This is a genomic window from Geobacillus sp. YHL, assembly GCF_022341265.1.
In the GTDB taxonomy this organism is placed as follows: Bacteria; Bacillota; Bacilli; order Bacillales; family Anoxybacillaceae; genus Geobacillus; species Geobacillus thermoleovorans.
In genome coordinates this window covers 32,713-54,148 of record NZ_JAEIGB010000019.1, presented here as the reverse complement: position 1 = coordinate 54,148, position 21,436 = coordinate 32,713, and the positions used below count along the sequence as shown (strand labels likewise).

26 protein-coding genes and 1 riboswitch are annotated in these 21,436 nt (G+C 53.0%); of the genes, 21 read left to right on the top strand and 5 right to left on the bottom strand.

Features of this window, described 5'->3' with window-relative positions; translation table 11 throughout:
• Positions 1-267: 267 nt before the first annotated feature.
• Positions 268-603, bottom strand: a complete 336-nt coding sequence (locus tag JCR24_RS14100; protein WP_025949929.1) for a spore coat protein — start codon at positions 601-603, stop codon at positions 268-270.
• A 15-nt stretch (positions 604-618) separates the two neighbouring features.
• On the bottom strand, positions 619-876 hold the full coding sequence (locus tag JCR24_RS14095; protein ID WP_081130799.1) for a hypothetical protein: 258 nt from the start codon (positions 874-876) through the stop codon (positions 619-621).
• 164 nt (positions 877-1,040) lie between these two features.
• On the opposite strand from JCR24_RS14095, the gene JCR24_RS14090 reads away from it, so the two are divergent.
• Complete coding sequence (locus JCR24_RS14090; RefSeq protein WP_238980834.1) at positions 1,041-1,958, top strand: proline dehydrogenase family protein; 918 nt, start codon at positions 1,041-1,043, stop codon at positions 1,956-1,958.
• Between the two features lie 217 nt (positions 1,959-2,175).
• Here the strand turns inward: JCR24_RS14090 and JCR24_RS14085 are convergent, their stop codons facing one another.
• Positions 2,176-2,325, bottom strand: coding sequence for a YuzL family protein (locus JCR24_RS14085; RefSeq protein WP_011232479.1), 150 nt, complete (start codon positions 2,323-2,325; stop codon positions 2,176-2,178).
• A 187-nt stretch (positions 2,326-2,512) separates the two neighbouring features.
• Between JCR24_RS14085 and JCR24_RS14080 the strand changes: the two genes are divergently transcribed.
• From JCR24_RS14080 to JCR24_RS14025, 12 genes are all read left to right on the top strand, one after another.
• Positions 2,513-4,900: a 3-hydroxyacyl-CoA dehydrogenase/enoyl-CoA hydratase family protein gene (locus tag JCR24_RS14080; RefSeq protein ID WP_013524556.1), complete on the top strand. Its 2,388-nt coding sequence runs from the start codon at positions 2,513-2,515 to the stop codon at positions 4,898-4,900.
• A gap of 27 nt (positions 4,901-4,927) precedes the next feature.
• Positions 4,928-6,100, top strand: a complete 1,173-nt coding sequence (locus JCR24_RS14075) for an acetyl-CoA C-acetyltransferase (protein ID WP_011232477.1) — start codon at positions 4,928-4,930, stop codon at positions 6,098-6,100.
• A gap of 137 nt (positions 6,101-6,237) precedes the next feature.
• Positions 6,238-8,022: an acyl-CoA dehydrogenase family protein gene (locus JCR24_RS14070; RefSeq protein ID WP_011232476.1), complete on the top strand. Its 1,785-nt coding sequence runs from the start codon at positions 6,238-6,240 to the stop codon at positions 8,020-8,022.
• 78 nt (positions 8,023-8,100) lie between these two features.
• A complete protein-coding gene (locus JCR24_RS14065) occupies positions 8,101-8,466 on the top strand; it encodes an arsenate reductase family protein (RefSeq protein WP_238980833.1) in 366 nt (121 codons plus the stop codon).
• 96 nt (positions 8,467-8,562) lie between these two features.
• Positions 8,563-8,946, top strand: a complete 384-nt coding sequence (gene gcvH / locus JCR24_RS14060; RefSeq protein ID WP_011232474.1) for a glycine cleavage system protein GcvH — start codon at positions 8,563-8,565, stop codon at positions 8,944-8,946.
• 75 nt (positions 8,947-9,021) lie between these two features.
• On the top strand, positions 9,022-9,258 hold the full coding sequence (locus tag JCR24_RS14055) for a YusG family protein (protein ID WP_013144299.1): 237 nt from the start codon (positions 9,022-9,024) through the stop codon (positions 9,256-9,258).
• 98 nt (positions 9,259-9,356) lie between these two features.
• Positions 9,357-9,716 carry a toprim domain-containing protein gene (locus JCR24_RS14050; protein WP_013524554.1) on the top strand — a complete coding sequence of 120 codons (360 nt, stop codon included), beginning with the start codon at positions 9,357-9,359 and terminating at the stop codon, positions 9,714-9,716.
• Entirely contained in the window at positions 9,713-10,030 is a 318-nt protein-coding gene (locus JCR24_RS14045; protein ID WP_160270187.1) for a thioredoxin family protein, read from the top strand. The genes JCR24_RS14050 and JCR24_RS14045 overlap by 4 nt, the downstream gene beginning before the upstream one ends.
• A 146-nt stretch (positions 10,031-10,176) precedes the next feature.
• Positions 10,177-10,524, top strand: a complete 348-nt coding sequence (locus JCR24_RS14040) for a hypothetical protein (protein WP_025039296.1) — start codon at positions 10,177-10,179, stop codon at positions 10,522-10,524.
• Between the two features lie 73 nt (positions 10,525-10,597).
• A riboswitch (SAM riboswitch) is annotated at positions 10,598-10,707 on the top strand.
• 87 nt (positions 10,708-10,794) lie between these two features.
• Entirely contained in the window at positions 10,795-11,823 is a 1,029-nt protein-coding gene (locus JCR24_RS14035) for a methionine ABC transporter ATP-binding protein (RefSeq protein ID WP_160270183.1), read from the top strand.
• Complete coding sequence (locus JCR24_RS14030) at positions 11,813-12,481, top strand: methionine ABC transporter permease (RefSeq protein ID WP_011232468.1); 669 nt, start codon at positions 11,813-11,815, stop codon at positions 12,479-12,481. The genes JCR24_RS14035 and JCR24_RS14030 overlap by 11 nt, the downstream gene beginning before the upstream one ends.
• A 15-nt stretch (positions 12,482-12,496) precedes the next feature.
• On the top strand, positions 12,497-13,348 hold the full coding sequence (locus JCR24_RS14025) for a MetQ/NlpA family ABC transporter substrate-binding protein (RefSeq protein WP_014196684.1): 852 nt from the start codon (positions 12,497-12,499) through the stop codon (positions 13,346-13,348).
• A 127-nt stretch (positions 13,349-13,475) separates the two neighbouring features.
• Here the strand turns inward: JCR24_RS14025 and JCR24_RS14020 are convergent, their stop codons facing one another.
• Positions 13,476-13,667 carry a hypothetical protein gene (locus tag JCR24_RS14020; RefSeq protein ID WP_081130782.1) on the bottom strand — a complete coding sequence of 64 codons (192 nt, stop codon included), beginning with the start codon at positions 13,665-13,667 and terminating at the stop codon, positions 13,476-13,478.
• A gap of 177 nt (positions 13,668-13,844) precedes the next feature.
• On the opposite strand from JCR24_RS14020, the gene JCR24_RS14015 reads away from it, so the two are divergent.
• From JCR24_RS14015 to JCR24_RS13980, 8 genes are all read left to right on the top strand, one after another.
• Positions 13,845-14,207 carry a carboxymuconolactone decarboxylase family protein gene (locus JCR24_RS14015; RefSeq protein WP_238980832.1) on the top strand — a complete coding sequence of 121 codons (363 nt, stop codon included), beginning with the start codon at positions 13,845-13,847 and terminating at the stop codon, positions 14,205-14,207.
• Positions 14,208-14,439: 232 nt separating this feature from the next.
• A complete protein-coding gene (sufC, locus tag JCR24_RS14010; protein ID WP_011232465.1) occupies positions 14,440-15,219 on the top strand; it encodes a Fe-S cluster assembly ATPase SufC in 780 nt (259 codons plus the stop codon).
• A 17-nt stretch (positions 15,220-15,236) separates the two neighbouring features.
• Entirely contained in the window at positions 15,237-16,547 is a 1,311-nt protein-coding gene (gene sufD / locus JCR24_RS14005) for a Fe-S cluster assembly protein SufD (protein ID WP_011232464.1), read from the top strand.
• Positions 16,544-17,764: a cysteine desulfurase gene (locus JCR24_RS14000; RefSeq protein WP_062898907.1), complete on the top strand. Its 1,221-nt coding sequence runs from the start codon at positions 16,544-16,546 to the stop codon at positions 17,762-17,764. Before sufD ends, JCR24_RS14000 begins: the two co-directional genes overlap by 4 nt.
• Positions 17,754-18,203, top strand: a complete 450-nt coding sequence (gene sufU, locus JCR24_RS13995) for a Fe-S cluster assembly sulfur transfer protein SufU (protein WP_013144310.1) — start codon at positions 17,754-17,756, stop codon at positions 18,201-18,203. The genes JCR24_RS14000 and sufU overlap by 11 nt, the downstream gene beginning before the upstream one ends.
• Before the next feature lie 6 nt (positions 18,204-18,209).
• The gene (gene sufB, locus JCR24_RS13990) at positions 18,210-19,607 is read left to right on the top strand and encodes a Fe-S cluster assembly protein SufB (protein ID WP_015375743.1); all 1,398 of its coding nucleotides are present in this window, start codon (positions 18,210-18,212) and stop codon (positions 19,605-19,607) included.
• Between the two features lie 478 nt (positions 19,608-20,085).
• Positions 20,086-20,286, top strand: a complete 201-nt coding sequence (locus tag JCR24_RS13985) for a transposase (protein WP_223810853.1) — start codon at positions 20,086-20,088, stop codon at positions 20,284-20,286.
• Between the two features lie 18 nt (positions 20,287-20,304).
• A complete protein-coding gene (locus JCR24_RS13980) occupies positions 20,305-20,727 on the top strand; it encodes a hypothetical protein (protein ID WP_238980831.1) in 423 nt (140 codons plus the stop codon).
• 547 nt (positions 20,728-21,274) lie between these two features.
• Here JCR24_RS13980 and JCR24_RS13975 read toward each other — a convergent pair.
• The gene (locus JCR24_RS13975) at positions 21,275-21,427 is read right to left on the bottom strand and encodes a distal tail protein Dit (RefSeq protein ID WP_110107825.1); all 153 of its coding nucleotides are present in this window, start codon (positions 21,425-21,427) and stop codon (positions 21,275-21,277) included.
• Between the last annotated feature and the right edge of the window lie 9 nt (positions 21,428-21,436).

Sequence of the window (21,436 nt, the reverse complement as noted above, 5' to 3'; positions counted from 1 at the left end):
CCCGTACCCGCCGTATCCGCCGTACCCGCCGTATCCAGGCTGGTGGTATTAATCGTCTATTCATGAAAGAATAAGCATCCCTGTGGAACAAGAAGGGATGCTTATTCAATGATCCCGGTGTCGCGGATGCGGACGTCCGCTGTTTGCAGCATGCTCCATACCGATTCGGATGGCGCTGTCATCCCTTTCTCCCCTTTCTGCGCCCTGTCTTCTTAACGGATTGAGAAAGAGGATGTCCTTCTGCCGTTCGGACATCCCCTCGTTTTGTTATTGCATGGCATTTCGTTGATAAGGGAGCTGATTCGTATACCCTTGGAACTGCTGGTACGTTTGCTGAAGCTTTTGTGGATCGGCGGCTTCAAGCTTGTACCATCCTTTTTTGAACATCAAGTTGTACAAGTCGCGCTGACAGTTTTGCGTTTCGGTGAAAATATTCATCATATCTTGATATAACGGTTGGTTGCTCGCTTCATGCAAGTACACGCTGTATGACAACGTCATGTATTTTTCCGTCGCCAGCATGTCATTGAGAAAATCGCGCTCGTTCATTTGCGGCGTTTTCGGCACTTGTGTCTCCGGATTTTGCACTTGTTTCGTGTTCATGCATCGTTCCTCCTTTCACATCACCGGCGGCTGCGGCGGGTTTTGCAAATGGCGCAAAATCATGTCGTAATGGCGCTGATGCATCTGTCCAGCGCGCTCGATCGCCTGCACTACTTCAGGATCGCGGCATTGCGAGGCGAAAAAGTGCGCCTTTTTCGCCGCCAGCAAGTTCCATGACATCATATCGGAAAAATACATGGCGTCTTTGGTGGACACCATTTGCGGCGGCTCAGGCATCGCCGCCTGCGGGTTCGTTTGCGGTTGCTGTTGCATCGTTGTTCGCTCCTTTCGTCGGTTGTTCGCTTGTAGATTGTGCAGAGAGTGGAAAATTATGCGCATATAAAAAATAAACCGTGGGGAAAAAACATATTCAATTGAATTGAAACATGGTACAATAAGAATGGTGAATGCGTTTCCATACAAGGAGGCTTGCAACAGTGGAGCAGTTGATGCGCGATTTTTTCCTGTTCTTATCGAAAAATAAAACATTGACGAAATGGGCGAAACGATACGGCCTCCGCTTCGGCGCTTCACGGTTTGTCGCCGGCGAAACGATCGAGGAAGCGGTGCGCGTCATCCGCCAGCTGAACGAAAAAGGATTGGCGGTCACGGTCGACTATTTGGGTGAGTTTGTCGACAATGAGCAGGAAGCGAATGAGATGGCGCGCCATTGCTTGGAGGCGATTGAGGCGATCAGCCGGGAGAAATTGAACTCGCAGCTGTCGCTGAAAATGACATCGATGGGGCTTGATATTTCCGATGAGCTTGTCATGCGCAACATGCGCCGCATTTTGGATGCGGCAAAACAGCGCGGTGTGTTTGTGACGATCGATATGGAAGACTATTCGCGCTGCCAAAAGACGCTGGACATTTTTAAAACGTTGAAAAAAGAATACGACAACGTCGGCACGGTGCTGCAGGCGTATTTGTACCGGACGGAACAAGACATTGAAGACTTAAAGCCGTACCGCCCGAACTTGCGTCTCGTCAAAGGAGCGTACAAAGAACCGCCCGAAGTGGCGTTTCCGGATAAAAAAGATGTCGATGAGAACTTTAAGAAGATCATCAAAATGCATTTGCTAAACGGCAACTACACGGCGGTGGCGACGCATGACGACGCCATCATCGAATATACGAAGCAGCTCGTCAAAGAATACAACATTCCCAACAGCCAGTTTGAATTCCAAATGCTGTACGGCATCCGCCCGGAGCGCCAACTCGAGCTGGCGCGCGAAGGATATACGATGCGCGTGTACGTTCCGTACGGCACGGACTGGTATGGCTATTTTATGCGCCGGCTCGCCGAACGGCCGGCCAACGTGGCGTTTGTTTTAAAAGGCATCTTCCGCAAGTAGGGGCGCAAAACAGAGGAAAACGCCGGCGGCCGCTGAGCGTTCGGGCGCAGAAGAGGACAGGCATCCAGCGGCAACGGCCATCAAGCCTTTTTGGATTTCAGACAAACGCCGTTGCATGTCACGGGGCGTCGGGCGGTCATTTGAGGTAAACGCCGTTCAGATCGTGCGGCCTCTCTTTATTTGCAGCTATGACAGGCGGGAGCTGACGCCATGGGCGTCAGTCCCCTTGCATGTTGTGTTTTTTGTACTGCTGGTTTTGGCTTGTCCGCTTGCCGCCGCCGTCGGCTTCGACCGTCGGGCCGGCGTTTCCTTTGACGCTTGCGGCGCTGACGCCGCGTTCAGATGGATTTTTTTTCAACCGGGCCATCGGTGGTTCACCTCCTGATCGTTAGTATGAGCAACATTTCGGAGTGCGATGTCGGGAAAAATATGCGCAAATATATTGCGAAAATTATCAACATACTATATATTTAGTTATAGAGAGCGGTTTCAACGATATTTTTTTCATCAAAAAATGAATGACCATTCATTCAATGGTGTGAGGGGGAACCGAAATGGTAAAACGCATTCGGCGCGCCGCGGTGCTCGGGTCCGGCGTCATGGGTTCGGGCATTGCCGCCCATTTGGCGAACGTCGGCATTCCGACGCTGCTGTTGGATATCGTGCCGCGGGAATTGACGAAAGAGGAAGAAGCAAAAGGTTGGACGCTCGAGCATAAACAAGTGCGCAACCGCCTCGCCAATCAGGCGCTCGAGCGGCTGCTCAAGCAAAAACCGGCGCCGCTCATGTCCAAAGACAACATCGCTTTGATTGAAACGGGCAACTTCGAGGATGACTTCCACCGGCTCGCGGAAGTCGATTGGATCATTGAAGCGGTCGTTGAAAAGCTGGAAGTGAAAAAAGAAGTCTTCGCTCGCGTCGACGAGGTGCGGACGCCGGGGACGATCGTCAGCTCGAACACATCCGGCATCTCGATCGCCGCAATGGCGGAGGGGCGTTCCGACGATTTCAAAAAACACTTTTTAGGCACGCATTTCTTCAACCCGCCGCGCTATTTGAAGCTGCTTGAGATCATCCCGACGGAGCATACGGATCCGGATGTGGTCGCCTATATGAAATCGTTCGGCGAAGACGTGCTCGGCAAAGGCGTCGTCATGGCGAAAGATACGCCGAACTTCATCGCCAACCGGATCGGCACGTATGGCTTGCTCGTCACCGTCCGCGAGATGATGCAAGGCGGCTACAGCGTCGGCGAGGTCGATTCGGTGACGGGGCCGCTCATCGGCCGGCCGAAAAGCGCGACGTTCCGCACGCTTGACGTCGTCGGGCTCGATACGTTCGTGCATGTCGCCAACAACGTGTATGAAAACGTCGAAGGGGAAGAAAAAGAGGCGTTCCGCGTGCCGGAGTTTATGAAAACGATGCTTGAAAACGGCTGGCTCGGCAGCAAATCCGGACAAGGCTTTTTCCTCAAGCAAGGAAAAGACATTCTCGAGCTGAACTACGTCACGATGCAATACGAGCCGCGCAAAAAGCTTGTCACCCCGGCGGTGGAGATGGCGAAGCAGGCGAAAGGAGCGGCCGCCAAGCTGCAAACGCTCGTGTATGCCGATGGCGACCGCGCGGGAACGCTCCTTTGGAACATCATCGCGCCGACATTGCTGTACACCGCCCGCCTTGTCGGGGAGATCGCCGACGACATCGTGGCGATCGATCAGGCGATGAAGTGGGGGTTCGGCTGGGAGCAAGGTCCGTTTGAACTGTGGGATGCGATCGGCCTCGAGAAGTCGGTGCGCAAAATGCAGGCGGAAGGGCGCGACATCCCGTCGTGGATCACGGACATGCTCGCCGACGGAGCCACATCGTTCTATAAAACGGAAAACGGCCGGCTGTTCTATTATGCGCCGGGCGGGTATAAAACAGTAGAAGAAAACGAAAAAGTCATCCACATCCGCCGGCTGAAAGAGGCGCGCGGCGTCATCAAGAAAAATGCCGGCGCCAGCCTCATTGACCTCGGCGACGACGTGGCGCTTCTGGAGTTCCATTCGCCGAACAACGCGATTGGCGCCGATATTGTCCAAATGATCAACGAGGCGCTTGAGGAAGTCAACCGCAACTACAAAGGGCTCGTCATCGGCAACCAAGGGAAAAACTTCTGCGTCGGCGCGAACTTGGCGATGATGCTCATGGAGGCGCAAGACGAAAACTTTTTTGAATTGGAACTTGCCGTTCGCCAGTTCCAGCAAGCGCTTCTCAAAATGAAATACAACCCGAAGCCGGTCGTCGTCGCGCCGTTTGCCATGACGTTAGGCGGCGGGGCGGAAGTGAGCTTGGCGGCTTCGCGCATCCAAGCGGCGGCCGAGACGTACATCGGGCTCGTCGAAGTCGGCGTCGGCTTGATTCCGGGCGGCGGCGGCAACAAGGAGCTGTACATCAAACGGTTGAACAGCCTGCCGCGCGGCGTGGACGTCGACTACGTCAAAATCGCGGCCAGCGTATTTGAAACGATCGCCATGGCGAAAGTGTCGACGTCAGCGGCGGAAGCGCGCGAGCTTGGCTTCTTGAATCACCGCGACGGCATCACGATGAACGGCGACCATCTGCTGTATGAAGCGAAACAGGCGGTGCTCTCGATGTATGAGGAAGGGTACCGGCCGCCTGTAAGGAAGAAAGTGCCGGTGGCCGGCGAAAGCGGCTATGCCGCCATGCTGCTTGGGGCGCAGTCGATGTTCCATTCCGGCTACATCAGCGAGCACGATTTGAAAATCGCGAAAAAATTGGCGTATGTTCTAGCCGGCGGCAAAGTGCCGTACGGAACGGAAGTCGACGAGCAATATTTGCTCGATCTCGAGCGCGAGGCGTTTTTGAGCCTCATCGGCGAGCCGAAGACGCAAGCGCGCATGCAGCATATGCTTGTGAAAGGAAAACCGCTCCGCAACTAAAGCGGAGGAGATCAAGGGGGGATTGGCGTGAGAGAAGCGGTCATTGTCGCAGGTGCGCGCACACCGGTCGGCAAAGCGAAAAAAGGAACGCTCGCCCACGTGCGGCCGGATGATTTAGGGGCGCTCGTCGTCAAAGAAACGATCAAGCGCGCGGGGAACTATGAAGGAAACATTGACGACTTGATTATCGGGTGCGCCATGCCGGAGGCGGAGCAAGGATTGAACATCGCCCGCAACATCGGCGCGCTCGCCGGGCTGCCATATACCGTGCCGGCGATCACGATCAACCGGTATTGCTCGTCCGGTTTGCAGGCGATCGCCTATGCGGCGGAACGGGTGATGCTCGGCCATTCCGACACGGTCATCGCCGGCGGGGTCGAATCGATGAGCATGGTGCCGATGATGGGGCATGTCGTCCGCCCGAACGCCCGCTTGGCGGAAGAAGCGCCGGAATACTACATGTCGATGGGGCACACTGCCGAGCAAGTGGCGAAAAAATACGGCGTCAGCCGCGAGGACCAAGACGCATTCGCGGTGCGCAGCCACCAGCGCGCCGCCAAGGCGATTGCCGAAGGAAAATTCAATGAAGAAATCGTGCCGGTCGAGGTGACGGTGCGCAAAGTAGAAGGCAACAAACTCGTTGAGGAGAAAGTCGTCTTTACACAAGATGAAGGCGTGCGCCCAGACACGAATATGGAAACGCTCGCGAAACTCCGGCCGGCGTTTGCGGTAAACGGCACCGTCACCGCCGGCAACGCGTCGCAAATGAGCGACGGGGCGGCGGCGGTCATGGTGATGGACCGCGAAAAAGCGGAGTCGCTCGGCTTGAAGCCGCTCGGCAAGTTTCGTTCGTTCGCGGTTGCCGGCGTGCCGCCGGAAGTGATGGGGATCGGCCCGGTCGCTGCGGTGCCGAAAGCGTTGAAGCTGGCCGGCCTTGAGCTGTCCGACATCGGTTTGATCGAGCTGAACGAAGCGTTCGCCTCGCAATCGATCCAAGTCATCCGCGAACTTGGGTTGGATGAAGACATTGTCAACGTCAACGGCGGGGCGATTGCTCTAGGCCACCCGCTCGGCTGCACGGGCGCGAAGCTGACCTTGTCTTTGCTTTACGAAATGCGGCGCCGCAACGTGCAGTTCGGCATCGTCACGATGTGCATCGGCGGCGGCATGGGAGCGGCCGGCGTGTTTGAGCTGCTGTAGCGGCAGCTGACAGCGAGCGGGCTTCATCAGCTCGCGCGAGGCATGCATCCGCATTTGCCCGGCTGCATGGAACGTCTATTTCCCGGGCGGCGTTGCCGCCCGGATCATCAATCATCTTTCGGGGGAGGAAATCAACGATGGCCAAAACGATGGAAGAAGCGATCAAAGGCGGCAGCTTTTTGATTGAAGACATTCCGGCGGAGCGCGTGTTTACGCCGGAAGATTTCACCGACGAACATCATATGATTGCCAAAACGACGGAAGAGTATGTCAACAATGAAGTGCTCCCGCAGCTCGAGCATTTGGAAAACCACGAGTTTGACCGTTCCGTGAAATTGCTTCGCAAAGCGGGCGAGCTCGGCTTGTTAAGCGCTGACATTCCGGAAGAATACGGCGGTTTGGGCCTAGATAAAGTCAGTTCGGCCATCATTGCGGAAAAAATGGCGCCGGCCGGCGGTTTTGCCATTTCGCACGGGGCGCACGTCGGAATTGGCTCGCTGCCGATTGTGTTGTTTGGCACGGAAGAACAAAAACAAAAATATTTGCCGTATTTAGCGACCGGCGAAAAAATCGCCGCCTACGCCTTGACGGAGCCTGGCTCGGGTTCGGACGCCCTCGGCGCGAAAACGACGGCGAGATTAAACGCGGAAGGCACGCATTACATTTTAAACGGCGAAAAACAATGGATCACCAACTCCGGTTTTGCTGATGTGTTTGTCGTCTATGCAAAAGTCGACGGCGAACATTTCACCGCGTTCATCGTGGAACGCGACTTCCCGGGCGTTTCAACTGGTCCGGAAGAAAAGAAAATGGGGATTAAAAGCTCGTCGACAAGAACGCTCATTTTGCAAGATGTGCCGGTGCCGAAAGAAAACGTGCTCGGTGAAATCGGAAAAGGCCATGTCATCGCCTTCAACATTTTGAACATCGGCCGCTACAAGCTTGGGTTAGGGGCGGTCGGCGGCGCGAAGCGGGCGCTTGAAATCACGCTCAAATACGCCAATCAGCGCCAGCAATTCAAACGGCCGATTTCGCAGTTTACGTTGACGCAGGAAAAATTCGCGACGATGGCGTCGCGCCTGTATGCCGCCGAAAGCTCGGTTTACCGCACGGTCGGCTTGTTCGATGAACGGATGGGCCTGCTTGATGCGGAAAAGGCGAAAGATGGCAAAGAAGTGGCGAAATCGATCGCCGAATATGCGATCGAATGCTCATTGAACAAGTTTTTTGCCACGGAAGTGCTCGATTACATCGTGGATGAAGGCGTGCAAATCCACGGCGGGTACGGCTTTATGCAGGAATATGAAATTGAGCGCGCCTACCGCGATTCGCGCATCAACCGCATTTTCGAGGGGACGAACGAAATCAACCGCCTTCTCGTGCCGGGCATGTATTTGAAAAAGGCGTTAAAAGGCGAGCTGCCGCTCTTCCAAAAAGCGCAGCAGCTTCAGGAAGAACTGATGATGATGGCCGCCGAAGAGCCGGGGACGGGCGCGCTGGAACAAGAGAAATACTTGGTGCGCAACGCCAAAAAAATCGCCTTAATGGTCGCCGGCTTAGCGGCGCAAAAATACGGCCAGCGCATTGAAGAAGAGCAAGAAGTGCTCGTCAACATCGCCGACATCGTCTCGAACATTTACGCGATGGAATCAGCGCTTTTGCGCACGGAAAAAGCGATTCAGGCGAGCGGTGAGGAGAAAAACAAACAAAAATTGCTGTACACGCAAATTTTCTGCCAAGAGGCGTTCAATGAAATTGAAGCCCATGCGAAAGAAACGCTCGTCGCCGTCGAACAAGGCGACACGCTGCGGATGATGCTCGCCGCGCTCCGCCGGCTGACACGCCATACGCCGATCAATGTGATCGCGAAAAAACGCGAAGCGGCCGCCGCGCTCATTGAAGCCGAACGGTATATTGTGTGATAATGGGAAGTGCCAGGCAGACTGCCTGGTGCTTCTTATTTGTTTGCCAAACAGCGGAAATGAAAGGGAGGAGTGAAGATGGCGCTCACGCTCTATTGGTATCCAAAATGCGGAACGTGCCGGAAGGCGAAGCGTTGGCTCGATGAACACGGCGTTGACGTGCGGACGGTGAACTTAGTCGACGAGCCGCTGACGAAAGAGCAGCTCGCCCGTTTGCACCGTCAAAGCGGGCTGCCGCTCAAAAAATTTTTTAATACGAGCGGCATGAAATACCGCGAGCTTGGCTTGAAGGACAAGCTCGATCGCGCATCGGAAGACGAGATGCTCGATTGGCTCGCCTCGGACGGAATGCTCGTCAAACGGCCGATTTTGACGGACGGCGAGCGGGTCGTCTTGGGCTTTCGCGAACAAGACTACGAGGCGTTTTTCGCGGCGGGGACATAAAAAATTTTTTGCAAAATCGGGTGAATTCAGTGAGTTTTTGCGGAAAATCGGTTATGATGAAAAGGAATATACATTTTGTCGCAATGGAGGGATACGATGAACACGCCGAAAGAACTTCGCTATACAAAGGAGCATGAGTGGGTGCGCGTGGAAGGAGAGAACGTGCGCATCGGCATTACGGATTACGCCCAATCAGAGCTTGGCGACATCGTCTTTGTCGAGCTGCCGGAAGTCGGCGCAGAGGTTACGGCGAACGAGCCGTTCGGCAGCGTTGAATCGGTGAAAACGGTCTCGGAATTGTATGCGCCGATCAGCGGCACGGTCGTTGAAGTGAATGAGGCGTTAAATGACCATCCGGAGTACGTGAACGAATCGCCGTATGACAAAGCGTGGATGATCGTCGTCAAACCGAATGATTTGAGCGAAATCGACAATTTGTTGACGGCGGAACAATACGAGGCGATGATCAACGAAGGATAAACGTTCCTGCAATCTTCGCTTCGATTCGGGCACTCTATACATACCGGAATTTGATTGAAAAAAGGGGTGCTCGCGATGGCGCTGCAAACGACGCGCATAGATGTCACGGACCGGATCATCGGCAAACTGAACGGCCGCTCGCTGGAGTTGTACGAGGAAGGAGAGCTCATCGGGCGCCTTCCGCTTCCGGCGGCCGTCCCGTTGAAAAATGGGTATACCGAACAAAACGGAAGAATTTACAAACAGGTGACCGCTACCGTTGAGCCGGACCAAAAATATGTCGATTGCGACGGGGAAGCGGGCTGGTGTTGAAAGGCAACGGTGGATGGCCGTTGCTTTTCATTTTCAACATTTGGCCGGCGCAAGACATACAATAATAGTATCCTCATTTGAAGTTAGGTGGGTCGGACATGCGACGCGTGGAAAAAGTGATCATCGTCGAAGGGCGATCAGACAAGCAAAAAGTGGCGGCGGTGCTGAACGAACCAGTCGTCATCGTCTGCACAAACGGCACGATCAGTGATGCGCGCCTTGAGGAGCTGGCTGATGAGCTGGAAGGATGCGATGTATACGTCTTGGCCGATGCCGATGAGGCGGGAGAAAAATTGCGCCGGCAGTTTCGCCGCATGTTTCCAGAGGCGGAGCATCTTTACATTGACCGGGCGTATCGCGAAGTGGCGACTGCTCCGCCTTGGCACTTGGCGCAAGTGCTGTTGCGCGCTCGTTTCGACGTCCGCATCGAATCGCTCATGAGGGGAAGAGGCGAGTGAAAGCGATCGACCGAAACGATGTCATGCGAGTGGTGGAAGTCGAGCCGCTTCTGGCCCTTTACTTGTATACCCCGCTGTGCGGCACGTGCCAGCTGGCGCGGCGGATGCTCACGGTGGTGGAGCAGTTGTTTCCGGCGCTGCCGTTTTACGAAACGGACATCAACTATATCCCTGAGCAGGCCGTTGCGTGGAAAATTGAAAGCGTTCCTTGCCTGCTTCTTTTTAGGGACGGAACGATCGCAGGCAAGTGGTATGCCTTTCATTCCGTTCCGTATTTGTACGAAGTGATTCAAGCCTGCTTGCCGTCCCGATGATTCGCCTTTTTTTGACGCTGTTTGACACATTTCTTGGGAAATGACAAAAACGGCGCTCGTTCGTCAACGGGTTGTCGAGATTTTTGTAAAGGATTTCTCCTCTTCAGGTGGAAGTGAAAAAAATAAAAATGGGGGAGGGGATATCCATGGAAATGCGTGAATTAGTTGGGCAGTTCGTGGAACGGATGCAAGTGTTGCGCCATTTGGTGCCGATTTTGCCGGATGAGCAGCTGTATGTTCGGTTTGAAAGCGATGACGAAACCGCCTTGCTGTTGATCGGCAAGGAATCAGCCGCTAGAGGGATGGAAAACGATGAACGGAAAACATTGACGGTGCGCGGTTCCAAAGAGGCGCTCGCGTCCCTGCTGAACGGCGAACTGAAGCTGCAGCAGCTCGTCCGGTTGCGTGAAGTGCACGTGTCAGGAAGCTTCCGCCAGCTTTTGCTTCTTGAATCGCTCCTCCATTTGGCCAAGCCTTATCGGGACGTCGGATAAAAAAGATGTTGACACGCTTCGACAGACAATGATACAATCACATTCGTAGTCAATTGAATAGGCGATTGTTGCGCTCTTATCAAGAGAGGTGGAGGGATGTGCCCAATGAAGCCCGGCAACCGTCAGCGCATGTGCTGAAATGGTGCCAATTCACACAAAGCGGCCTGCTTTGAGAGATAAGAGACGGAATGGTGCACAATACCTTTCTGTTCTCTGCGGGCAGAAAGGTTTTCTTTTTGCGCTCTGCCGCTTGGGGAGGAAGGTGAAACGATGATTACACTCGAACAAGTGACGAAAATCTATCAAGCGGCCAACGGTTCGGTCACGGCAGTCGACAATGTGTCGCTTGAGATTCGCGAAGGGGAAATTTTCGGCATTATCGGCTACAGCGGCGCGGGGAAAAGCACGCTCATCCGCTTGCTCAATGGGCTCGAGAAGCCGACGAGCGGCCGGGTGGTCGTCGCCGGGCGCGATATGACGCGCGTGAAAGGTCGGGAGCTGCGCAAGGCGCGCCAAGAAATCGGGATGATTTTCCAGCATTTCAACTTGCTTTGGTCGCGCACGGTCAGGGAAAACATTGCCTTTCCGCTTGAAATTGCCGGCGTCCCGAAAGAGGAGCGGAACAAGCGGGTGGATGAATTGATCGAGCTTGTCGGCCTTTCCGGGCGCGAGGATGCCTACCCGTCGCAGCTGAGCGGCGGGCAAAAGCAGCGGGTCGGCATCGCCCGGGCGCTCGCCAACAACCCGAAAGTCTTGCTGTGCGACGAGGCGACATCGGCGTTGGACCCGCAGACGACCGATGCGATTTTGGACTTGCTCGTTGACATCAACAAGCGCCTCGGGCTGACGATTGTGCTGATCACCCATGAAATGCACGTCATCCGCAAAATTTGCGACCGCGTTGCGGTGATGGAAAACGGCCGAATCGTCGAGCAAGGCGACGTGCTGCATGTGTTCCGAAACCCGCAGCAACCGATTACGAAACGGTTCGTCAAGCAGCTGATCGAGCCTGAGGAGACGGAAGAGGCGATTTCCCATTTGTTTGGCCAATACCCGAGCGGGCTGATCGCGCAGCTGACGTTCGTCGGCGCGGCAGCCGGAAAGCCGCTCATCACCGAAGTGGTGCGTCAGTTTGCCGTCGATGTCAACATTTTGCAAGGGAAAATTTCGCAAACCCATCAAGGCGCCTATGGGGTGCTGTTCGTGCACCTCGACGGGGCGAGGGATGAAATCGACCGGGCGCTTGACTATATTCAACGCCAGCAGGTGGCGGTGGAGGTGATTCACGATGCTCGCTAACCTCCTGCCGAACGTGCAATGGGAGACGATGTGGGCGGCGACGGTCGAGACGCTGTATATGACGGGAGTGGCGGTGGCGGCCACTTTCGTCCTCGGAATCGTTCTTGGCTTGCTTCTATTTTTGACAGCGAAGGGCAACCTATGGGAAAACCGGTTTGTCAATACAGTGATTGCTGCGTTTGTGAACATTTTCCGCTCTATTCCGTTTATTATTTTGATCATTTTGCTCATTCCGTTTACAACATGGCTCGTCGGGACGATGCTTGGCGCCAATGCGGCGCTGCCGGCTTTGGTCATTGGGGCCGCGCCGTTTTACGCCCGCATGGTCGAAATCGCTCTTCGCGAAATTGATAAAGGCGTCATCGAAGCAGCCCAAGCGATGGGCGCCTCAACGTGGACGATCATTTGGAAAGTGCTGCTGCCGGAGTCATTGCCGGCGCTTGTCTCCGGCATTACGGTGACGGCGGTGTCGCTCGTCAGCTATACAGCGATGGCTGGAGCCATCGGCGCCGGCGGGCTTGGGAACTTGGCGTATTTGGAAGGGTTCCAGCGCAACCATAACGATGTGACATTTGTCGCAACCGTATTGGTGTTGGTCATTGTATTTATCATTCAGCTGATCGGTGACTTTGTCACTTCGAAAATCGATAAACGATAAAGGGGGAAACAACTGATGAAGAAATGGTTGGGTGTGTTGCTCGCCGCCATTCTCGTGCTCGCTTTGGCGGCATGCGGCGGCAACAATAACGACAGCGCGGAAGGCGGCAAAGACGGCAAATTGGTGAAGTTGAAAGTCGGTGCGTCGAACGTGCCGCATGCGGAAATTTTGGAAAAAGCGAAACCGATTTTGAAGAAAAAAGGCATCGACTTGGAGATCATTACGTTCCAAGATTACATCTTGCCGAACAAAGCGCTGGCTGAGAAGCAAATCGACGCAAACTATTTCCAACACATTCCGTATTTGGAATCGCAAAAGAAAGAGTACGGCTATGATTTCGTCAACGCCGGCGGCATTCATATCGAGCCGATCGGCTTATACTCGAAAAAATACAAAAGCATTGAAGAACTGCCGGACGGCGCGACGATCATCATGAGCAACTCGGTCGCCGACCATGGCCGCATTTTATCGATGCTGCAAGAAAAAGGGCTCATTAAATTGAAACCGGGCGTCGATAAAACGAAAGCGACAGTCAATGACATCATCGAAAATCCAAAGCATTTAAAATTTAAGGCCGATGTCGACGCCGGGCTTCTGCCGCAAATTTACAAAAACGGCGAAGGCGATGCGGTGCTGATCAACGCCAACTATGCGCTTGACGCCGGTTTGGACCCGGCGAAAGACCCGATCGCCGTTGAGTCGCCGAAAAACAATCCGTATGTGAACATTATTGCGGTGCGCAAAGGCGATGAAAACCGGAAAGAAATCAAAACGCTTGTCGAAGTGCTGCAATCGAAAGAAATCCAAGATTTCATTAAAGAAAAATACCACGGCGCCGTCATTCCAGCGGCGGAAAACAACCAATAACGGGAGCATTTCGCTTCCGTTTCTTTTTTGTCCCCAAAAAGCCGCTCCCCTTAAACGAAAAGAAAGCAGCAAAGGTTAAAACGATTCTGAATCCGAGGGCGCCGCGGCCGACCTGTTTCTCCGCTCTTCATCGGCCGTTCAAACGCGCCAGTACGGCGGCGAGCATAACGATGATGACGCAGTTTTGCAGGACGATCACAGCCGTTAAGCTGAAGGCGCCGTCTCCCTGTTCACCGAGGGTGTTGCCGATGATGATCCACGTCAAAAACGAAGCGAAAGCGGCGGTTAAGGCAAAGACAACCCAACGAATCAATGGCATTCCCCCCTTTCCTATGATGATGGAAGTGGAACAGAACCGTTCGTTTTCATCATGACATTCCGTCGATGTTGGCGAAACGGTGGTGTTTCCACAAGCTTTTAATACCATTCGTTGTTTAATATCGTTTTCCTTCATCCATACTAACAGCGGATAAGCAAAATAAGGAGGACAACGATCATGAACAACGAAACACATGCATCGGTCGAATCCGCGCTTCGCCACTACAAGGAAGGGCTTGGGGCGTTTACCCAAAAACTTCCGAACGTAGCGGAACGGTTTAACGCATTTACGGAAGCTTGTTTTGCCGAGGGAGCGCTGTCGAAAAAAGAAAAACAATTGATCGCCCTTGGCATCAGCTTGGCGACGCAAGATGAGTATTGCACGATTTACCATGCGAAAGGCTGCCTTGATGAAGGAGCGTCCGAACAAGAAATTTTGGAAGCGTGCGCGGTGGCGGCCGCGTTTGGCGGCGGGGCGGCGATGAGCCAGGCGGTGACGCTCGTGCAAGAATGCCTCCGCGAGCTGCGGGCGGCTCACTAGACTCCGGAAAAAACGGGGTCTTTTTTTTGCAAAAACTCGTACAAGCTTGAGGTTTTCGTGTAAAATAGTAAAAGGCGCTGTTTTTTCACACGGTCATAGTGAAAACAGAGCGGGAAAGTTGCAGGTAGTTTTCATTTGTTATAAAATTATAATGAGAATAAAATGAGAATGAACGATCGCTAGAAGACAAGCGAGCGAACTGACTCTCAATCGGGAATTGGAGGTATGCTGCATGGCGGTATTGACGATTCGCAATCTCCACGTCGCCGTGGAGGGAAAAGAAATTTTAAAAGGAGTGGACTTGGAAGTCAAAGGCGGGGAAATCCACGCCATCATGGGTCCGAACGGAACGGGGAAGTCGACGCTGGCATCGGCCATTATGGGCCATCCAAAATATGAAGTGACAGAAGGATCGGTGACGCTCGACGGCCAGGATGTCCTTGAGATGGAAGTCGACGAACGGGCGCGCGCCGGCCTGTTTTTGGCGATGCAATACCCAAGCGAAATCAGTGGAGTGACGAACGCCGACTTTTTGCGCGCTGCGATCAATGCCCGGCTTGGCGAGGGCAACGAAATTTCGCTCATGAAATTCATCCGCAAGCTCGATGAAAAAATGGCGTTTCTCGAAATGAACCCGGATATGGCGCACCGTTACTTGAACGAAGGATTCTCGGGCGGGGAGAAAAAGCGAAATGAAATTTTGCAGCTGATGATGCTTGAACCGAAAATCGCCATTTTGGACGAGATCGACTCCGGATTGGACATTGACGCGCTGAAAATTGTCGCCAAAGGCGTCAACGAAATGCGCAGCAGCGAATTCGGCTGTTTGATCATCACTCACTACCAACGGTTATTGAACTACATCACGCCGGATTACGTGCACGTCATGATGCAAGGGCGCATCGTCAAATCCGGCGGTCCGGAACTGGCGCAGCGGCTTGAGGCGGAAGGGTACGACTGGATCAAAAAAGAGCTTGGCATTGAAGACGAAACGGTCGGACAAGAAGCGTAAGCGTTAGGAGGAGGATTATGGCGACAGAAACGAAAATCCCATTCGATGAAACATACATCCGCACGTTCTCAAGCGGGCGCGGCGAGCCGGACTGGCTGACGGCGCGGCGCCTTGAGGCGCTTCGGCTGGCGGAGCGGCTGCCGCTTCCGAAACCGGAGAAAACCAAAATCGACAAATGGAATTTCACCGAGTTCGCCCGCCACACGGTCGACAGCGCGCCGTATGATGGTCTTGACGATTTGCCGGAAGCGGTCAAGGCGCTCATCGAGGCGGGCGAAGGAACGAAAAACTTGTACGTGCAGCGCAACCATACGCCGGCGTACGTGTCGCTGTCCGATGAATTAAAAGAAAAAGGCGTCATTTTCACCGACATCTTCACAGCAGCGCGCGAGCATGGCGACTTGCTGAAAAACTATTTGATGACGGCGGTCAAGCCGGATGAGCACCGCCTTGCCGCGCTCCATGCGGCGCTGCTCAACGGCGGCGTGTTTGTCTATGTCCCGAAAAACGTGGAGATTGAAACGCCGCTTCAGGCGGTCTATATTCAAGACGAAGATGACATCGCCTTGTTTAACCACGTGATCATTGTCGCGGAAGACAACAGCCGTGTCGTGTTTGTCGAAAACTATATATCGGCAAGCCGAGAAGGAAAAGCGGTCGTCAATGTGGCCGCCGAGGTGTTTGCCCAAGCGAACGCAAGCGTCTTTTTCGCCGCCGTCGACCATTTGGCCAAAGGCACAACGACGTATGTCAATCGGCGCGGCATCGCCGGGCGCGACGGACGGATTGAATGGGCGCTCGGGCTGATGAATGACGGCAACACGGTCTCCGAGAACATCACCCGCCTTGTCGGCGACGGCTCGTTCGGCGATACGAAAACAGTCGCGGTCAGCCGCGGCGAGCAAGTGCAAAACTTTACGACCAGCGTCGTCCATTACGGCAGGCATACGGAAGGTTACATTTTAAAACATGGCGTCGTCCGCGACAGCGCGACCTCGATTTTCAACGGCATCGGCAAAATTGAGCACGGCGCGTCGAAGTCAAACGCCGACCAGGAGTCGCGCGTCTTGATGCTGAGCGAAAAAGCGCGCGGCGATGCGAACCCGATTTTGCTCATTGATGAAGACGACGTCATGGCGGGCCACGCGGCATCGGTGGGACGCGTCGATCCGATCCAGTTGTATTACTTAATGAGCCGCGGCATTCCGAGACGCGATGCGGAACGGCTCATCATCCACGGCTTTTTGGCGCCGGTTGTCGAGGCGATTCCCCTTGAAGGCGTGAAAAACCAATTAATTGAAGTGATTGAAAGGAAAGTTCAATCATGAATGTGAACGAAATTCGCGCGTTGTTTCCGATTTTGCATCAGCAAGTGAACGGCCATCCGCTCGTCTATTTTGACAGCGCGGCGACGTCGCAAAAGCCGCTGCCGGTGATTGAGACGCTTGACCGCTACTACCGCGAGTACAACTCGAACGTCCACCGCGGCGTCCATACGCTCGGGACGAAGGCGACCGATGCGTACGAAGGCGCGCGCGAAAAAGTGCGGCGGTTTTTAAACGCCCAATCGGCGCAGGAAATCATCTTTACGCGCGGCACGACCGCTGCGCTCAACTTGGTCGCTGCAAGCTACGGGCGCGCCAATGTCAAAGAAGGCGACGAGATCGTCATCACGTACATGGAGCATCACAGCAACTTAATCCCATGGCAGCAGCTGGCGAAACAAACGGGCGCAACGCTGAAATACATTCCGCTGCAGGAAGACGGCACGATCGATTTGCGCGACGTTGAGGCGGCCATCACCAAAGCGGCGAAGATCGTCGCCATCGCCCATGTGTCCAACGTTCTTGGGACGATCAACCCGGTGCGGGAGATCGCCCGCATCGCCCATGAGCGCGGGGCGGTCGTCGTCGTCGATGCGGCGCAAAGCGCTCCGCATATGAAGGTCGATGTTCAGGAACTTGATTGCGATTTTCTCGCCCTTTCCGGCCATAAAATGTGCGGGCCGACGGGAATCGGCGTATTATATGGCAAAAAGAAATGGCTTGCGCAGATGGAGCCAATCGAGTTCGGCGGTGAAATGATCGATTTTGTCGAGCTGTACGACTCGACGTGGAAAGAGCTGCCGTGGAAGTTTGAAGGCGGCACGCCGATCATCGCCGGGGCGATTGGCCTTGGTGCAGCGATCGATTTCCTTGAACAAGTAGGCTTGGACGCCATCGCCGCCCATGAGCATGAGCTGGCGCAATATGCGCTTGAACGAATGGCGGACATCGAAGGCGTCACCGTCTATGGCCCGAAAGAGCGGGCGGGGCTTGTCACGTTCAACATCGACGGGGTGCATCCGCACGATGTGGCGACTGTCCTTGACGCCGAAGGAATCGCCATCCGCGCCGGCCACCATTGCGCCCAGCCGCTCATGAAATGGCTCGGCGTGACGGCGACCGCCCGGGCGAGCTTTTACCTTTACAATACCAAAGAGGAAATCGATGCATTCATCGCCGCATTACAGAAAGCGAAGGAGTACTTCAGCCATGTCTTCTAACCATCCGTTGGATCAGCTTTACCGCCAAGTCATTATGGATCATTATAAAAACCCGCGAAACCGCGGGGTGCTTGAAGGAACGAACGTCGATGTCAACATGAACAACCCGACGTGCGGCGACCGCATCCACTTGACGATGAAAGTCGAAGACGGAAAAGTCGCCGACGTCAAATTTGAAGGCGAAGGCTGTTCGATTTCAATGTCGTCGGCGTCGATGATGACGCAGGCGATCAAAGGAAAAACGGTGGAGGAAGCGCTTCGGCTCGCCCACATTTTTTCCGACATGATCCAAGGGAAAGAGTACGACGATTCGGTCGATCTTGGCGACATCGAGGCGCTTCAAGGCGTTTCCAAATTTCCCGCCCGCATTAAATGCGCGACGTTGGCGTGGAAAGCGCTCGAAAAAGGGCTGCACAATCATGAACATGAAGGAAGGTGAACCGAGATGGCGAAAAAAGCCCCGGAAATTGGTGAATACAAGTACGGCTTCGTCGATAAAGACGTCTCCGTCTTCCGCGCCCAGCGCGGCCTGACGCGTGAAGTCGTCGAAGAAATTTCGCGGATGAAAAACGAGCCGCAATGGATGCTCGAGTTCCGCTTAAAAGCGCTCGACATCTTCTACAGCAAACCGATGCCGCAATGGGGCGGCGACTTGTCAAGCCTCGATTTCGATGAAATTACGTACTACGTCAAACCGACGGAAAAATCGGGCCGTTCGTGGGATGAGGTGCCGGCGGAGATCAAAGCGACGTTCGATAAATTAGGGATTCCAGAGGCGGAACAAAAATATTTGGCCGGCGTCTCGGCGCAATACGAATCGGAAGTCGTCTACCACAACATGAAAGAAGACCTCGAAAAACTCGGTGTCATCTTTAAAGACACCGACTCGGCGCTGAAGGAAAACGAAGACTTGTTCCGCGAGTATTTCGCCAAAGTCGTGCCGCCGACGGACAACAAATTTGCGGCGCTCAACTCGGCCGTCTGGTCGGGCGGTTCGTTCATCTACGTCCCGAAAGGCGTCAAAGTCGATACGCCGCTTCAGGCGTACTTCCGCATCAACTCGGAAAACATGGGGCAGTTTGAACGGACGCTCATCATCGTGGACGAAGGGGCGCACGTCCATTACGTCGAAGGCTGTACAGCGCCGATTTACACGACGAACTCGCTTCATAGCGCGGTTGTGGAAATCATCGTCAAAAAAGGCGCCTACTGCCGCTACACGACGATCCAAAACTGGGCGAACAACGTCTTCAACTTGGTGACGAAGCGCGCCGTCTGCGAAGAAAACGCGACGATGGAATGGATCGACGGCAACATCGGCTCGAAGCTGACGATGAAATACCCGGCCGTCATCTTAAAAGGCGAAGGGGCGCGCGGCTTGACGCTGTCGATCGCCATCGCCGGCAAAGGGCAGCATCAAGACGCCGGGGCGAAAATGATCCATTTGGCCCCGAATACGTCATCGACGATCGTCTCGAAGTCGATCTCCAAACAAGGCGGCAAGGTGACGTATCGCGGCATGGTCCATTTCGGCCGCAAAGCGTCCGGCTCGCGCTCGAACATCGAATGCGATACGCTCATTCTCGACAACCAGTCGACATCGGACACGATTCCGTACAACGAAATTTTAAACGACAACATCTCGCTTGAGCACGAAGCGAAAGTGTCGAAAGTGTCGGAAGAGCAGCTGTTCTACTTGATGAGCCGCGGCATTTCCGAGCAGGAAGCGACGGAAATGATCGTCATGGGCTTCATTGAGCCGTTTACAAGAGAGCTGCCGATGGAATACGCGGTCGAGATGAACCGCTTGATCAAGTTCGAGATGGAAGGAAGCATTGGGTAAGCTTGATGAATCAAGGGTGGAGCGTTCGCTTGGGGGTGCTTCCCCCACAAAACGCCCACATGATCGACGCAGGACAAAGCAAGGGAGCGGTCGGCGCTTATTCTTTCCGGTGATCTCCGGAAGCGCCAAGGCCGCTCCGCAGGCCATTCCTCCTTCAGTTTTTAGGGGAGCGCTCTTTTTTGGGCGCTCCCCTGTCGTTCCTTTTCCATGCCAGGCGGCTCTGTTCAGCCGTGTACGATCTCTCGGCTTAGTAGCCTTTTTAGGCGTGAAGTTAACAGCCATGTATAAAAAACATGATTTTATTCATTTTTCCCGATAGGGACTACGAAAGAGATGTTTAAGTTAAGTGCAACTTTTTATTGACAAATAATTTTCTTTTTTTTTACAATTAAACTGTAGATGAGCATTTTTCACTACAATAATTTCTATGGTTAAAAGAGACAAACAGAGACCCCCTTACACGATGCGGAACTGTTTTTTGACTACATCAATGGTCATATCCTCCTATTCGCCACAGCTGAACCCGATCGAGCACTTGTGGAAATGGCTGAAAGACACCGTCATTGCCAATGTGTTTCACCAAGATCGAAACGATATCGCCCAAGCCATTGCTCGGTTTATGGATGACATCCATGAACGCCCGGAGGAAGTGCTGCAACGCTTGGGGTGTGCAGGATGACTGAGAAACTCACTCTTCATGTTGTATGTATATACTTACATTCTACAGGAAAGGTGCTCTTTTTTCTATGATGTGTATGGGTATTATTGGTTAATCAACACGCCTGAAAAAAGAGGTGTTCAACAGCAACAAGAAAAAGGTATGACTAATCCAAATCATTATAAGGTAGGTGGCATTTTATTTTTGGCTCTTCACCAAAAGTTGTACTTGATTTTTTCTGAACATACCCCATTTACGCTTGTGAGGGAAAATCAACAAGTCCGTGATTTTGGCACATCTTTGTGCAGGAAACCGTATTGCTTGTCAAGTACATGTTGTGGTGAAGAGCCTTATTTTTATGAAACTTATATTTTCTGGAAAAAGTGGAATATTCATAAAGGTTATCTTGTTAGTTATTTCATGGTTTATTATTTTATTCAGCTTGATGATTCAAAATTCTGATGCGTTCATTTATTGGTTTAATCCAAGCGTAGTATCCATTAGCGATGAAAGGTATTTTTATACTTTAGTGCCTACCTTTTTTAATATTCTACTTTTATTTTTCCAAATTAAGTTTTTGGGGGTTAGAGAGAGAAAAACAACTATCTACAAAATCTTGTTTGTTACGCTTGTCATTAATACTATATTGTTTTTATATTATGCTATTTATCAATTTTTTGGATAAATCCAAAACCAATTATTGGCGTGTTAACACAACATGTACATGGCAAGCGAGGTGTTTTCTTAATCCGCCAGTGATGTGTGATTTACTTATTTTTCCTATGGGTGCAAGTAAGATATGATCTAAAATCGTCAAGTACAACTTTTGTTAAATAGCCAAATTATTTATTGAATAACAGTATGAGTAACATCATTGCTTGATTTTGCAATATTTCGCCAACGCTCTGAACGAAATCTTTCAATGTTTGATGGATCGCATTGAAACCTTATACGAATGCTTGGATACAAGTAGAGGCATTTCATGATTATCTTGTTGACAAAAAAGGTTTCAACAGTTATGAAACTTGTCCGACTCGTCTTCGAAGATGAGTGGCTTTGGCTCTCCCTTGTTTAGCTTCCCAGCCAAGAAACGTTTCAGTTCAAAAAACGAAAGACCGCTTGCTCGGTGAACCGGTTCCGGTGGTTGAACCGGCACTGGCATGATTTCGAG

Coding starts and splice junctions, on each gene's coding strand:
- JCR24_RS14100 (WP_025949929.1), bottom strand. CDS start 603: ATGAACACGAAACAAGTGCAAAATCCGGAGACACAAGTGCCGAAAACG.
- JCR24_RS14095 (WP_081130799.1), bottom strand. CDS start 876: ATGCAACAGCAACCGCAAACGAACCCGCAGGCGGCGATGCCTGAGCCG.
- JCR24_RS14085 (WP_011232479.1), bottom strand. CDS start 2,325: ATGGCCCGGTTGAAAAAAAATCCATCTGAACGCGGCGTCAGCGCCGCA.
- JCR24_RS14080 (WP_013524556.1), top strand. CDS start 2,513: ATGGTAAAACGCATTCGGCGCGCCGCGGTGCTCGGGTCCGGCGTCATG.
- JCR24_RS14070 (WP_011232476.1), top strand. CDS start 6,238: ATGGCCAAAACGATGGAAGAAGCGATCAAAGGCGGCAGCTTTTTGATT.
- JCR24_RS14065 (WP_238980833.1), top strand. CDS start 8,101: ATGGCGCTCACGCTCTATTGGTATCCAAAATGCGGAACGTGCCGGAAG.
- gcvH (WP_011232474.1), top strand. CDS start 8,563: ATGAACACGCCGAAAGAACTTCGCTATACAAAGGAGCATGAGTGGGTG.
- JCR24_RS14055 (WP_013144299.1), top strand. CDS start 9,022: ATGGCGCTGCAAACGACGCGCATAGATGTCACGGACCGGATCATCGGC.
- JCR24_RS14050 (WP_013524554.1), top strand. CDS start 9,357: ATGCGACGCGTGGAAAAAGTGATCATCGTCGAAGGGCGATCAGACAAG.
- JCR24_RS14040 (WP_025039296.1), top strand. CDS start 10,177: ATGGAAATGCGTGAATTAGTTGGGCAGTTCGTGGAACGGATGCAAGTG.
- JCR24_RS14035 (WP_160270183.1), top strand. CDS start 10,795: ATGATTACACTCGAACAAGTGACGAAAATCTATCAAGCGGCCAACGGT.
- JCR24_RS14030 (WP_011232468.1), top strand. CDS start 11,813: ATGCTCGCTAACCTCCTGCCGAACGTGCAATGGGAGACGATGTGGGCG.
- JCR24_RS14025 (WP_014196684.1), top strand. CDS start 12,497: ATGAAGAAATGGTTGGGTGTGTTGCTCGCCGCCATTCTCGTGCTCGCT.
- JCR24_RS14020 (WP_081130782.1), bottom strand. CDS start 13,667: ATGCCATTGATTCGTTGGGTTGTCTTTGCCTTAACCGCCGCTTTCGCT.
- JCR24_RS14015 (WP_238980832.1), top strand. CDS start 13,845: ATGAACAACGAAACACATGCATCGGTCGAATCCGCGCTTCGCCACTAC.
- sufC (WP_011232465.1), top strand. CDS start 14,440: ATGGCGGTATTGACGATTCGCAATCTCCACGTCGCCGTGGAGGGAAAA.
- sufD (WP_011232464.1), top strand. CDS start 15,237: ATGGCGACAGAAACGAAAATCCCATTCGATGAAACATACATCCGCACG.
- JCR24_RS14000 (WP_062898907.1), top strand. CDS start 16,544: ATGAATGTGAACGAAATTCGCGCGTTGTTTCCGATTTTGCATCAGCAA.
- sufU (WP_013144310.1), top strand. CDS start 17,754: ATGTCTTCTAACCATCCGTTGGATCAGCTTTACCGCCAAGTCATTATG.
- sufB (WP_015375743.1), top strand. CDS start 18,210: ATGGCGAAAAAAGCCCCGGAAATTGGTGAATACAAGTACGGCTTCGTC.
- JCR24_RS13980 (WP_238980831.1), top strand. CDS start 20,305: ATGTTGTATGTATATACTTACATTCTACAGGAAAGGTGCTCTTTTTTC.
- JCR24_RS13975 (WP_110107825.1), bottom strand. CDS start 21,427: ATGCCAGTGCCGGTTCAACCACCGGAACCGGTTCACCGAGCAAGCGGT.